Annotated in this window: 8 protein-coding genes; 3 read left to right on the forward strand and 5 right to left on the reverse strand. The window is 67.6% G+C overall.

Translation table 11 applies throughout. From position 1 onward, the window contains the following. Nucleotides 1-8 precede the first annotated feature (8 nt). A complete protein-coding gene (locus tag AB0924_RS11750; protein WP_366911265.1) occupies nucleotides 9-599 on the forward strand; it encodes an ATP-binding protein in 591 nt (196 codons plus the stop codon). Here AB0924_RS11750 and pglX read toward each other — a convergent pair. From pglX to AB0924_RS11770, 4 genes are all read right to left on the reverse strand, one after another. Further along, on the reverse strand, nucleotides 526-4,146 hold the full coding sequence (gene pglX, locus AB0924_RS11755; RefSeq protein WP_366911266.1) for a BREX-2 system adenine-specific DNA-methyltransferase PglX: 3,621 nt from the start codon (nucleotides 4,144-4,146) through the stop codon (nucleotides 526-528). The genes AB0924_RS11750 and pglX overlap by 74 nt on opposite strands. Next, complete coding sequence (pglW, locus tag AB0924_RS11760) at nucleotides 4,143-8,816, reverse strand: BREX system serine/threonine kinase PglW (RefSeq protein ID WP_366911267.1); 4,674 nt, start codon at nucleotides 8,814-8,816, stop codon at nucleotides 4,143-4,145. Before pglW ends, pglX begins: the two co-directional genes overlap by 4 nt. Nucleotides 8,817-9,042: 226 nt before the next feature. Beyond that, nucleotides 9,043-9,630 (reverse strand): hypothetical protein, encoded by a 588-nt coding sequence (locus AB0924_RS11765; protein ID WP_366911268.1) that lies wholly within the window; start codon nucleotides 9,628-9,630, stop codon nucleotides 9,043-9,045. Nucleotides 9,631-9,693: 63 nt separating this feature from the next. Further along, nucleotides 9,694-10,533, reverse strand: a complete 840-nt coding sequence (locus AB0924_RS11770) for a hypothetical protein (RefSeq protein WP_366911269.1) — start codon at nucleotides 10,531-10,533, stop codon at nucleotides 9,694-9,696. 306 nt (nucleotides 10,534-10,839) lie between these two features. Here AB0924_RS11770 and AB0924_RS11775 point away from each other — a divergent pair, with 306 nt between their 5' ends. Both AB0924_RS11775 and AB0924_RS11780 read left to right on the forward strand, forming a co-directional pair. Further along, nucleotides 10,840-11,043, forward strand: a complete 204-nt coding sequence (locus AB0924_RS11775; protein ID WP_366911270.1) for a hypothetical protein — start codon at nucleotides 10,840-10,842, stop codon at nucleotides 11,041-11,043. 21 nt (nucleotides 11,044-11,064) lie between these two features. After that, the gene (locus AB0924_RS11780; protein WP_366911271.1) at nucleotides 11,065-11,307 is read left to right on the forward strand and encodes a hypothetical protein; all 243 of its coding nucleotides are present in this window, start codon (nucleotides 11,065-11,067) and stop codon (nucleotides 11,305-11,307) included. Between the two features lie 37 nt (nucleotides 11,308-11,344). Here the strand turns inward: AB0924_RS11780 and AB0924_RS11785 are convergent, their stop codons facing one another. Further along, nucleotides 11,345-13,231: a DUF2075 domain-containing protein gene (locus tag AB0924_RS11785; RefSeq protein WP_366911272.1), complete on the reverse strand. Its 1,887-nt coding sequence runs from the start codon at nucleotides 13,229-13,231 to the stop codon at nucleotides 11,345-11,347. Nucleotides 13,232-13,444: the final 213 nt, after the last annotated feature.

Consider the following 13,444-nt stretch of genomic DNA (forward strand, 5'->3'; position numbering starts at 1 on the left):
TTGACCGCATGAAGTCCGCAACTCCCCCGAACGGGCACATGGCACAGCACTCCGCACCCGAACCTGAGTTCACCATGCGCTTCACCTCGACGCCGCGCGGCGCCCGCCTCGCCCGCCGACTCGTCTCGCACCGCCTGAACGACTGGGGTCATCCCTACTCGACCCCGGTCAACGAGACGCTCACCCTCATCACGTCGGAACTCACCGCCAACGCCGTCCGCCACGGCCACGTCCCCGGCCGGGACTTCCACGTTCAACTCACCCTGGCCGAGGGCACCTTCCGTATCGCGGTGACCGACACCCGCACTGAGAAACGGCCTCCGGCCAGCAACCCGGTGACCGACTCACTTTCGGAGTCCGGCCGGGGCATGCTCCTGGTCGCCGCCCTCGCGGACGACTGGGGCGTCAGCACTCGAGCAGCAGCCCCGGGCAAGACGGTGTGGGCGGAGCTGCACGTGCAGGCAAAGGGCCACCCGCTCACGCACCGGGTGGCCCCTGAACCGACGGATGTCGATCTACTCCTGGTTACTGCTTCACTGCTGCGCGACGACCTCGGGTCGCGGCCGGAGGACGCCAGCCACGGAGGTCGTCGTCCGTGAGTCCGTGCTCGCCCTGCTTCTGCTGGCGGTAACCGGCGAAGAAGTCGGCCGGGGAGCCGCTGTAGAGCATGTCGAACTCGTTGTGCCACTGGTATAGCCAGGGTTGGAGTTCCAGCAGGCCAGCGAGGAACGGTGTGATCTCCTCGGTGGTCAGCGCGGTGTTGGTGAAGTAGGTCGCCAGCGCCTGCGCCTGCTCCTTGTGGTCCCAGCCGGCCCACCCATACAGCTCCGGGGTGGCGGCATTGGTCTGCCCGTAGGAGATGAACCGCTCCTTCGGCACGTCCAGCTTGCCCCGCGCCTTCCAGTAGGACGACCGGAGGAAGTCGGCCGAGGTGTACTTCGGCGGCACGGGGATGGAGTCCCTGATCTTCCGCTTGGCCTGCTCGTCGGGCGCGGCGTCCTCCTGGCGCTGCAGGTCCCACACCTCCTCCCAGTCGGCACGCTTCTTCAGGCCGGACGGCTTGTAGCGCAGGGCGGAGAGGAACGGCACGTGCTCATCGGTGATCAGCTCGGCGACGACCTTTGCCAGCTCCCTGCGGGGCGCGTACAGCTTGGCCACGGAGACAAAGTCCTCGTCGCGCGAGAGCACGTCAGTCAGGCGAGCCAGGGTGAGGATGGTTGGCTGACCGTTCTCGTCGAACCACAGGTTGCGATTCTCCATACGGTCCAGCAGCCAGGAGCGGAGAGCCCTTTCCTGGATCGCGTCCCAGCCCTCGGTAGCCCAGCGACGCTTGTACTCGGGGCGCTCGATCATGCCGATGGCACGGGAGGACTCAATAGCGTCGATGCGCTTCTGAACGATCTCCCGGTAAGGCGTCGGCCAGTGGGGGGGGATCTCCTCAACCAGAGTCGTTCCATGACGCCGGAACCAGTCGTCGGATGCCTCTTCGGCGGCCACCCGCCGCGCAAGCACGATTTCGAAGGCCCGCTCTCCTAGGGCGAGTTCAGGGACGGAGTCCTCAGGAGCGCGTAGATCTTGGCTGTGTAGGGCGTAGAGAGAGTAGACCTGCCAGTCCAGTTCCTCCTGCAGAGCGATCATGCGGGCGCGAAGAGACGTCCAGCGGGATTTGACCTCGCGAAGAACAAGGGCAGTGGGCATTTTACTTTTGGCCACAGCCGAGGCCGAGACGGCGGAAAGCTGCTGAGCGAGGGTGTCGATCGCGGTGGCCAGCTCGATGGGGGAGTCAGCGGGAAGGGGGAACTGCGCCACGTTGGTACCGTTGAACTGATAGAAGTCCTCGAAGGGTAGTGTGGACTGCCGAGCCCCCTTGGAGTCGACCGTGCTGCCCTTGTTGTGGCAGACCATCTTGAGCCAGAATGCAGCGGTGGAGCTGTTGAGTAGACCAAAGAGTCGCAAGTGCTCCTCCTCGCTCGCTCCCTCTCGCAGCTTGATTACTGGAGCAGTCTGCCTGAAAACGTGCCCATGCCGGTCCAGTACGAAATGATTGTGCGTCGCCACCTCCGCGAACGGAATGGCCCACCGGTGCGCCCCTTGGTCCTTGGGACGCTGATGCCATTCCCACCATGACCGGCCATCCGTAAAGTACGTTTTCCCTGAGAACGTGGCACGGTTTCCGAGTTCGGTCCGATACGGCCACAGCCACATGCCGAGGTTCGGAAAGGTTTCCGGGTTAACCAACTCACCGCGGTCGTCGTATGGGTGGAAGGCGTCATCTCCGTCGGCGAATTGGAAGTCCCGTACTTCGTCCCCCACGACAAGGCGCCGGACGTACGCGGACTCGGCGCTGACACGCTTGAACACGCGCGGAGCGGCACTCATGGCATCGTCCGCCCCCATGATCCCGTAGAACCCGATCCGGTGCAGATGGCGCTTCAGAATCCCCTGCCGCGCCGTATCGATCTGCTCCAGCATCTCCTGGCCACCATCGGCGAGGACCCATGGCTGTTTACTGAAGCATTTCTCGCGATCCAGGTCATCCACGGACACCCACTGGCTGATCGAACCGGGCTTGTCAATCTGCTCTACAATCGCCCGCCACACCAAGCCCTCCTCGGGGTTCTCCGGCGCGCCAGGCTCTCCCTGCACACTGCGGACGGTTCGGACGACCGGTGAGCGGCTGTCCCCTCCTCGCTGCCTGCCTACCAGAATGACCGTCGGTGTTCCGTGCCCCGGGATGTAAGCCCCCGAGGTGTCGATGACCTCGGTCAATTCCACGGCGTGTCCGAAGTACCCCTCGATAAGCTTTGCCCCAAACTCCCGCTTCATGAACGAATTGGCGGTGATCTGGCCGACCATGCCATAGCCACGCCCCTCGGCGTCTCCGCGCTTAGCCAACTCGAAGAACCTCTGAGCGAAGGGCACCGACAGTGCGTACTTGCCCGCGCACGCCGGATACAGCTCTCGATACAAAGCGTTGAGCGTCTTGTCTTTGACCGTGATGTACGGCGGATTCCCCACCACCACGTGGTACCGACCCGGCTGTAGGATATCCGTGTACTCGTGCACGTCTTCCGTGGCGTACTTAAACTCGGCCAGCTTATCAACGAGGTTTTGTTCCATGCCGCCGAACAAATTCCCCTGCTGAGAGCGGCGGGACTTGATCAGCGAGTCTCCTACAGCCAGATACACAGGCCAGTCATACTTCGCCGCTTCAGCTAGTGTCCGCACACCGCCCGCTGCCATCGCCGCAACCAGCAGCCGGAATCGAGCGATGGCCACCGCGAACGGATTGACATCTACGCCATGTACGGACTTCAGTGCGGCAGCCACTCGCTCGTGCACGTCCTTCCCCGGCTGCCCCTCAGCCCACAGCCGCACGAGCCGCCGAAACGCCCCCAACACGAAGTGTCCCGACCCACACGTAGGGTCGATCATCTTCAGTTTCTCGTACCCGAACTCCCGCACCGCTGGATTCATCGTCCGGTCGAGGATGAACTCCTCCACGAACTCGGGCGTCTGGAGCAGCGCGTACGTTTTCCGGGCGGCCTCGCTCAGATCCTGGTACAGGTCGCCCAGGAACCGCGTGTCCCAGCCCTCCGTGCCGTCCTCGTTCAGGGGGTCGGTGAAGTCGTGAACGAGAAGGCCGGCCTCGTCCCTCTGCCGCCAGAACTCGACCAGCTCACACGCACCGTCATGCGACAGTGGAATCTGATACAGCGGGTTATGGTCGCTATCGAACAGCAGCCGCCCGGCCTTCCCGTCACCCAACTCCGCAAAGGCTCGTCGCAGCCACCCACGGTATGTCGGGTTCTCGTCCTCCTCCACATACTCGTCGTACCGCGACTCCGCCAGCTCGCGCCGGTCCCCGTCCGTCCCCGTCAGGTACGGCTCCGGGATCAGCCGGTTGTCCTCGCAGAACCGCACCAAGACGGACCCCAGCACCCACGCCACCGCGACCTGCGTGACCCGCTCGTCCAGCCACGAGTTCCACGTCGCCGCCGTACGCCCCAGCTTGCGCGCCTGGTCGTACTCGGAACGCAGCCTCGCGCCGACCTCACCGAGCGCCTTCACCTGCTTGCCGAGGTCGGCCTCGACCGCCTTGACCTGCTGCTTCAGGTCGTTCAACAGAGCCTTGCGGTCGATCACTTCGCGTCTCCCTCGACACCACTTGCCACAACCTGACCGGACCCGCGGTGGGCGTTGCCCACCCACGTGTCCGGAAGCTGGATCCACTCCCCCAGGCCGGCCTGGTACGGCACGGCCACCTGCCCGAGCCTCGGCTCGCGCGAGGGGTCGCTCTGCGGGACTAGGAGCCACAGCCCCCGCCCGCCCCGCCGGGCCGCCGACGCCAGCCGATCGAGGACGCCCATCGCGTCGTACCGGGCGAACACCCCGGCCTCCGTCAGCAGGACCGGACCCGCACCACCGCCACCGTTGCCCAGCAGCTCCACGATCCGGGGCTCGACCGAGCCCCAAGCCGTCCGCGCGTACTCCGCGAACCGCACCGCGCCCTTCGAGCCCGGCTCGGCGGCGTCCGCCTTGAGCAGCGTCTCCCAGGTCGGCTTGGTGCCTGGAGTGACCTGCCCGTGCAAGGCCTCCAGGAACAGCTCGGTCACCGACAGGGCCTGTGCGCCCAGCCGTTCGGCGCCCAGTTCCCGCACCGCGTCCCGCACGAGCTGCTGCCGTACGGTCAGCACCCGGTACCCGTCCCGCCGGGCCGAGGCGAGCAGCCGTTCCTCCGCGCGCACCGCGCCCGCGAGCTGCGGGTCGTCCGCGTACCGCGTCACCGCGCCCGTACGCGTCGACTGCCGCCACGCCCCCGTTGTGAGGTAGCTGGACGCGTCGTCCACCCGCGTCGGCAGGTAGCGCAGGGTGCCCGTGTCCTCGCGCATACTCAGCGACAGCTCGAAGCCGGCGTCGCGCAGCGCCTTGGTGAGCGGGCCACCGGTCGGAAGTTCGTGCGTCGTGCCGCCGCGCCCGTCCGGGACTCCCAACTCGGGGAAGCGGGCGCGGACCCGCTCGTGCACGTCCTCGCCGGTCAGGCCGGGCTGCCGGCCCTCGGACTGGCCCGGGATCCAGCGGACGAGTCCGGCCTGGGTGAGGCGCAGCGCCCGGACGAGCGGCAGGTCGCGCGGGTAGATCTCCAGACGCGGGGTGGCGGCGGCGTTGACGGACGCCGCTGCGGCCAGCTCCACCATGCGCCGCTCGTCCCAGTCGACGGCGCCGGGCGGGACCGTGAGCGCGCCCAGTTCGGCCAGGACGGTCGCGGCCGTCGGCAGGGTGTCCAGCCGGGCGAGCCGGTCGGCCGTCTTGCCGAGCCGGGTCGCGTAGTCGAGCAGGCCGGGCGCGGTCGGGGTGTCCGGGGCGTCGTTCTCGCGGACGTCGAGGGCGAGCAGGCCGGCGCCCAGCGACTCGTCGGTCGCCTTGCGGTTCGGCTGGTGCTGGAACTCGGCTTCCTGCGGAACCAGTTGCTCGACCTCGACGACGGCTCGTACCGCCGCCAGGGCCATCGCACGCCGCTGTTCACGCCCGGCGAGGTGCGTGCCGCGCCGGACGGCGAGGGCGTCGGCTATCTCCACGGCGGAGGCGACGCGCCCCATGCTCACGAGCAGGTCGATGATCTCGTCCCGCAGTGCCTGGACGGCGGCCTCCGCCTTCCAGCGCTTGCGCTCGTCCTTGAGCATCTGCGGGATGCGGCCGTGGCTCAGGCCGAGCGCGTCCGCGACGTCCTTCTGCTTCGGCCAGACGCCGATGCCGGGCAGGACGCCGTGCTCGTCGGGCAGGCGCAGCAGCAGGCGCACCATCTCCGCCTTGCTGCGGTTGGAGCCGTTGTTGTTGACGGCCGGTACGAAGAGGGTGGCGAGGGTGTCGAGGCTGACGGAGCGCAGGGTGCGGGCGGACAGCGCGCCCGCCGACTCGCCCGTCGCGAGCCGGCCGACGAGGGCCGACTCGGCGGCGGTGAGCTGCTCCAGCTCCTCCTTCGCCTCCGCACGGCCCTTGGGCGTGAGCGGCGAGACGGGTACCTCGCTCAGCCTCACGCCCCACTCGCGCTGGCGCTGCTGGACCTCGTTGCGGGTCTTGGCGCCGAGGCCGGGGGCGTTGACGAGCTTGCGGCGGCTGTAGTCGAGGAGTTCGCCGACCGTTGTGAGACCGAGGCCGTAGAGGAAGGACTGGGCGGCGGGCGTGAGGCCGGAGACGGTGAGCGGGGTGTCGCGCGTGACCTCGGCGGCGAGGCGGTCGCGCTGCTGCTCGGCGGTCTCCGGCTCGGCGTCCGCGATGGCCGCGGCGGCGCCCTCGGCGGGTGCGGTCCCCTCGGCGGGGGCCGCGGGGCGGGTGCGGTGGCTGGAGGGGACGGTCTGCGAGGCGTCGAGGAAGACCTTGCGCCAGGCGTCCCGCATCGGCTTGAGCTCGGGGAACCGCTTGCTCGCGTCGCGGTGCAGAGCCTTCTGGAAAAAAGCGACGAGGCCGTCCCGTACAGCCGGGTCGAATGCCTCGGCCGCGATGGTCGGGTGCGGCCACTCCTTCTGGTCGGTCATGCGTGGCAGGACACTGCCGTCGCCCCACTTGGGCAGCTCGCCGGAGGCCATCTGGTGCAGGGTGACGGCGACGGCGTACCGCTCGGCGTGCGAGTCGTACGAGCCGCGCGTGATGACGTCGACGAAGGGGTCGAGGTAGCCGTCGGTGCCCGCGTCGGTGTTCTTCGCCGGGTAGCCGGCCAGCGAGAAGTCGATGAGGACCAGCTCGCGGGTGCGGTTGGGGCGGATGCGGACGGCGATGTTGTCGGGCTTGATGTCGCGGTGCCAGACGCCCTCGCCCTCGAGGAAGTCGACGGCGCCGAAGAGGTAGTCGCCGTACGCCTCGAGCTGGTCGACCTGGAGGCGGCCGTGCTCGCGGAGCTGGCGGGCGACGGTCTCCTCGCGGCGGCGCGGGCGGGCCGCGCCCTCCGTGCCCTGGCCGCCGTCTTCGCGCTCGTCGCCGACGTACTCCAGCGCCAGGACGCTGCGGCCGCCGATCTGCAGCGGCTCGGGCTCGACGAGACGGATGATGCCGGAGTGGGGACGCAGGCGGCGCATGGCCTCGGCCTCGCGGACGAGGATCTCGCCGCGGCTGTCGGAGAGGGCGACCTTCAGCACGGCCAGGGGGCGCGTCCTGCGGGTCTCCGCCTCCAGGTCGCGGACGAGGAAGGCGCGGCTGGTGGAGCCGGTGCCGAGGCGTCGGCGGACCTCCCACCGGCCGGCGAGCACGTCACCGGCGACGGCCTCCAGCGGGTCCTTGTCGGCCGTCGCACCGGTCTCGTCCTCGGCGTGCGCGTCGAGGGCCGCGGCGGGGGCGGTGAGGGAGTCCTCGACGACCTCCAGCAGCTCCAGGAACTCGTCCACGCTGGAGAGGCGCTGCCCGGGGCGGTAGGCGGTGGCGGCCTGCACCAGCTCGTCCACGTCCTCGGATAGGCCGTCCACCAGGGAGCTGGGGCGCAGGCCCTCCCCCGCTTCGAGGCGGGCCAGCAGTTCGGCCTGGCTGGCGGCCGGGGCCTTGCCGGTGACCAGCAGGTAGGTGAGGACGCCGAGCCCGTACACATCGAGGTAGACCGGGTCGGGGTGGAGAGCGGTGAGTTCCGGCGCGAGGTAGGCGTCGGCGTCGTCGGACAGGTGCATGGCCGACAGGGCGGTCGGCGCGAACCGGGTCATGCCCTGGCCCTGTGAGGAGTCGCCGCTGCGCTGGGTGGCGATCTGCCAGTCGGAGATCTGGAGCTGCGGGGTGAGCCAGGCGGCCTCCTCCCCGACGGCCTGCCCCTTCCGGCCGCGCGGCCGGGGGACGACATGGACGGAGCGGGCGGCGAGCGCGCGGTGGTGGATGCGGCTGGCGTGCGCGGAGCGCATCGTCTCGGCGAGCTGGCGCACCAGCGCCATCCGGCCGAGGATGTCCAGCTTCTCGCCGTACTGGACCACGTACTCGTCCAGCTTCAGGGTGTCCGGGTGGTAGTCGAAGATCAGCGCGGGTCCGGCGGCGTGGCCGGAGGGGAAGTACTGCTTGAGCTGGACGACGCCCGGGTGCTTGAACCGGCCGAGCACCGCGGCCTCGCGCCGGGCGGCGTTCTCGACGGACTGGCGCAGAGAGGCGTCGGAGCCGCGCTCGCTGAGGTAGATCCGGACACGTGCGGCCTCGGGCAGGTCACTGTGGCGGGCGAGGTAGTCCGCCCAGGTGGGCCCGGAGTCGAAGGACTTCCGCTCCAGCTCGTACGGGCCGACCTTGTACTGGGCGTCGCTCTTGCGGATGCCGATGCTCTTCAGGGCCGCCGCGACCTCGCGCGAGCTGATCGCTGTGACGCGGCGCCGTTCGTCGGCGGGAGGCTGCTTGAGCATGTCGACCAGCTCGTCGACGGTGTACACGCCGTTCTGGTCGTGGGCGGGCAGCCGTACGCGGAGGCTGTTGTCGGTGAAGCAGACGGCCTCGGCGACCCAGACCCGCTTGGCGCCGGTCTGGGCGAGCAGGCCGGCCAGCTCCTTGGCCTTGCGGTTGACGAGGTGCAGCGGGTTGCCGTGCGTACGGCGGTGACCACTGGGCGTGGTCTGCACCCAGGTGCCGTTCTCGGAGGTGACCGACCCGTGCCAGTCCTTGAGCTCGATCATGCAGAGGCCGCCGGGGGCGACGACCAGCAGGTCGACCTCGCGGACGTGGCCGGTGTTCGCGGTGAAGGTGAAGTTCGACCAGGCACGCCAGGGGTCGGAGTCCGGCAGCTTCTCCCGGATCGCCTCCAGGCCGCGGCGTTCGTGATCGAACTCGGACTCGGTGACCGTGACCCACCGGCCTTCCCGCATGCCTGTCCCCACTCGTTCGTTCCCTTGAAGCCCGCCGTATCCCCAGATCCGGACCTCTCGGAGATCCTAATGGTTGCCTGCTACATGGGAAGACTTCGTGAAGGACAGGACTATAGGACATACCTTGCACGACCGGACTGAGGTGCCACACGATGCGAACATATCGCCACAAAGCGGTACGTTGACCCTGAAGCGAGCCGCCGTAGCACGGCTGCTCAGTCGACTGTCATGTAGCGCTGTAGGCGAGTTCGGCCAAGGCAAGCGCCTGTCTCAGTGTTTCTTCGTCGCGGACCTGAATGCTCACCCTGTACTGACGGTGGCCGGTGGTGAGGGCATAGGCGTCCGGGGCCAGCTCCTTGATCTCGTCACTGTGCCGCAAGCGAAAGTTGATCACACCTGTCGACGCGAAGGCGTAGGCGAAGCCTCCGTACTGGCTTCCCTTCCGGCGTAGCCGGAGGTAGCCGGAGTAGTCGAGCGAATCGCCTTCCCGCCATGTCTTGCGCTTGATGCCATGGACCCCGACGCTCTTCCAGGAGCCGGCCTCCGCCAAGAAGTGGATGAACTGCTGGGCAGCGGGGTTGAAAGCGAGCTGCGCCTTCACGGTTTCCTGCCCCTCCTCCGCGACTCCCGGCACGTCGCCCTCGATGAGCCACCGGAAGTCCACCTCTTCGTCGTTGTCGGGATGAGCAGCCACCGTGGGTGCCTGCCGAGCTGCGTGGGCTGGGGCGGACTGCTGGTGAACGAGCTTGTGAACCAGCTCGGAGGCATCGAGTTCCTCCGGCGTGCCTTCGAAGCAGAAATAGGTGAGCTTCATGGGTCCCCCTCACGTGTCGCGCCGACTCTGTCGGCAATCGGACGCTGGTCTGCTCGACGCGGCTCAAACTCCGTGGAAGGCCGGCGCCCAAGTCAACTGGATGCCCAACTCCTGGGCCAGCGAGATCCACCTGTCGTCTGCCGGTGCCTTCTCCAGTACGAGGACTGGCCGCATGGACCGGCCGGAGACCGTGAGCCGAAGCTGATGCGCGTAGTCGAGCACCTGACCGATGCCCAAGCGAATCTGCTGATCCTGACTCGTACCGGTCAGACTCTTCACCTCGGCGACGAAAATGTCCTGCCCGATTGCCCAGCCTGCGTCGAACCTCGGGCTGTTGCGGGCGTCAGAATGCACCTCGATGCCCCTGCCGGCCAAGTGCCTGATGAGCGCTTCCACGGTGGACTCGTGGGCCGCGGTTCCTTCGTCCAGCGAACTGAGATCCACGGTGAGCTCTGTCGGCTGGTGCCGACCGCTATTGCGGGCCCGAAGAGGGGCGCCCAGTACGCCGTAGGCGGCATGCGCGGGGACGACCATGGGGCCGCCGCCCTGCGGGGAGCGCCGCAACTCCAGGCACGGTGCGGAGAAGCCATGAATGAGCTCGCCAAAGCCGTCTCCATCCACCACATGCACATGATGACCCTGTTCACGCTCACGCTCGGCCGTGACCAACGTGCCGCTGTAGTTCCTCCGGGTATCGGAGACCTGCTTGCCTGCGAGATCGCCGTGGACGACGAGGGTGATCCCGCTGGAGAAGTCGGTTTTGGTCGTTGCACCGCGCTGCTTGGCTTTTCGGGCGCACTCCGTGCGAACCATCCACTGGCCGTCTACGACGATCTTGCCGGTGAAGCACAGAGTTTCTGCCTTCAGGCTGTGAACCCATCCGTCACATGTCCGACCTGTCACCCGCACCTCCATCAACGTTTCAGTTCAGTCTGACGGTTGAGGGGCGGCCTGGTCATGGGATCACGTCGATTGCGACAGGTACGCAGCCCCGATCGGCTCGTTGGCCGACCGGGATGCGCACGAGCCGCACGAGGGCCAAACGTCGACGCCGTCCGAACCGAGAACAGGCACTGACAAGTCCGGGAACGCCTCCTTGCCTGGTCCGCTTCCACAGACATACGAGGTGCCCTAAAGTTGCCGCTGCCTGCGGGCCTCCGTAGACCAAGCCGTGGCCTCCAGAGGCCGTTCCTATGCTGGGAGTTCGACGTGGTCACCCTGACGCCGGCGGAACGCGACATCCACCGTGTCCTGAGCAATCGCGCGCGGCAGGCCGATCCGACGAAGCCGCGTGAGGCGTGTCTGACCTACAAGGAACTGGGGCTGCTGCTCGACCCGGAGGGACAGAACCCGGGAATGAGCCGACCGCCCTTCCGCACGTTGTTCCCGGCACTCGGGAACGTCAGTAAATAGGAAGTGCAGCACGGGAGACCCATGCTCTCCGCACTGGTGGTGGCGCAGGACACCCGGGTACCGGGCCCGGGATTCGTCGAGTTGGCCCGGCACCTGGGACTCCCGGTGAGCAATCCGGACACGTACTGGGAGGAGGAACTGAAAGGTGTCGCCAGCTTCTGGTCTCTCCACGACCCGGTACTCGTCCTGGACAGCGCCATCGACCGACTGATGGACGAACTCAGCGAGATTAAGGCAGCGATACAACGCTTGGGTGATGCCTGACCCTAGCGCGGCCACTGATCGCCTCACGGTCAGGCCGTCAGGCGGACACCGATTCCCTCGCCACCCCGCCCGCCAACTCCCGCAGCTTCTCTCGGGTCTCCGGGTCCGTCGCGTACACGATCGTGCCGATCATCCCGCGAGTCAGTAGCACCTTGTAGGTATTGCGGATGAGGCGGTCGACGTCGGCGTCAGAGGTCGACTTTTTGAAGACCGGGTCTTTGGACTGCGTGCGGTCCGTGATCCAGCGGTCGCCGCGCCAGACCAGGTCGGGGCCGATGATCACGCCGGACCAGTCGTACTCGAAGCCCTGGGCGGTGTAGACGCAGCCGACCTGGCCGAAGCCGGCCGGGTCGGTGGCCCAGAGCGCGGACGGCGGCGCACCGGAGACGGAACGGTCGCCTCGGAGGTTCCAGGGCCTGGCCCACTCGCCTATGACGACGTCGGCGGGGAGTGGAGCACCGGGCTTGGGCTCCGGGGACCAGCGCCAGCAGTAACCCGCGGACATACGGGCGCCGTAGCCCTGGGCCCTACGACTCTCGAGGAACGCCTCCAGTTCTCCGGGGCTGTCGGCGACCAGCAACTGCATACGGTCGTCGGGCTCCCAGACGACCGGACCGCCAGGCTGGAGCCCGAGGAGGCGAACCACCCAGCGCAGGTACGCATCGCTGCCGCCACAGCGAAACTGGCTCTCCAGCGGCACGACATGGCAGTCGACGCCCCTGGCCGCAGCGGCCGCCTTGATGTCCTCGACCGTACCCATCTCACCGGGGCGCACCACCTGGTGTTCGTCGAGAAGGAAGACGGGGACACGGGCGACGTCGATGAGTTCGTCGATCTGCCGCTTGCCGGTACGGTGGGCCGCCGAGGTGAAGCGGTTGGCGGAGGTCTCGCGGATGCGGTGGGCTTCGTCGCAGATCAGCACGTCGAGAGTGTTCTTATCGGCGGTCATGAAGCTGTTGAAGTACTTGAAGAGGTCCTGCACCTCGCGCTTGCGGGTGCCGGCGACCTTGCGCATCGTCTTCGTGAAGGACTGGGAACCGGTCGCGTGCAGGGCGGGAACGCCCTGCCTGTACAGCTCGCCGAGCAAGGAGAGCGCGATGACGCTTTTGCCGGTGCCGGGACCACCGGTGATGACCACTACCTCCTTGTGATCGGACTGCTTGGCCTTGCGTACCGCGTTGAGCACCATGCGGTAAGCCACCTGCTGCTCGTCCAAGAGCACGAACTGCTCGCGCTCACGCACCTCCTGGGCCGCGACAGACATCAGTTGCTTCGACGGCACCGTCTTGCCTGCCCGCAGTTCGTCGGCCGCGCGGGCGCCGGGAACCTTGTCGCTGAGCCTGGCGCGGAGGTGGTCGATGAACTCGCCGCGTCGTTCGCCGGTGAACAACTGCCCACGGTCGTCGACTTCGATGACGCGGAGGCCGGCCACGCCGAACTCGGTGGCGTTGTGCAGGTACGCCACACCACTGACTCGGTCCGGGTGCTCGGCCACGGCCCCGTTGAAGTTGACGAGGTACTCGCAGTAGCGGCGTACCTGCTCTATGGGGTTGAGGACGGGGTGAGCGTAGGCATCTATCCGGCACAGTGCCGGGTCGTCCTCGTCGGGTTCCGCCTGACTCCACTGCTTCAGTTCTACGACGACGTACGACGACTCCCCCGTAACGGGATGCACTCCGGCGAGGACTGCGTCGGCGCGCTTGCTGTTCAGCGGAAGGGCGTATTCCAGCATGATCTCGACTTCGCCGAGACCGGCGTCGTTGAGTGCGGCGGCGAGTGCGGGGATGCTCCGCTCCCAGGAGCGGACCTCAGCGGCGCTGGGCCGGTAGCCATGCATGTGCGCGAACTGCTCGGTGAGGTGGAGGTAGAGCGAACTGTCGAGTGCCCTCTCGGCGATCGTTTGCGCGGACTCGCGGAACAGCAAGGGCTTCCCCCAGGCAGCACGAAATGACTCGTGCGGGTGGGGGCATGTCCTTCGAGACTCCACCTCAGTGGAGCGGAAGCCCGTCGGGCCGCAATGACGACGAAGCAGAGATTACCCGCTGGTGCCGACAATGATGTTGGGGGGCCGGGGCGATCGGGCGGTCCACCGCCCAGGTGAGACTGCACCGTCACCGTAACCGGCAAGAGAGGCTGG

Origin of the sequence: Streptomyces sp. NPDC047869 (assembly GCF_040704065.1) — a bacterium.
Lineage (GTDB): Bacteria > Actinomycetota > Actinomycetes > Streptomycetales > Streptomycetaceae > Streptomyces.

What these genes read in the sequence shown, in the direction of transcription:
- AB0924_RS11750 (WP_366911265.1), top strand. Translation starts at nt 9, where the DNA reads ATGAAGTCCGCAACTCCCCCGAACGGGCACATGGCACAGCACTCCGCA.
- pglW (WP_366911267.1), bottom strand. Translation starts at nt 8,816, where the DNA reads ATGCGGGAAGGCCGGTGGGTCACGGTCACCGAGTCCGAGTTCGATCAC.
- AB0924_RS11765 (WP_366911268.1), bottom strand. Translation starts at nt 9,630, where the DNA reads ATGAAGCTCACCTATTTCTGCTTCGAAGGCACGCCGGAGGAACTCGAT.
- AB0924_RS11780 (WP_366911271.1), top strand. Translation starts at nt 11,065, where the DNA reads ATGCTCTCCGCACTGGTGGTGGCGCAGGACACCCGGGTACCGGGCCCG.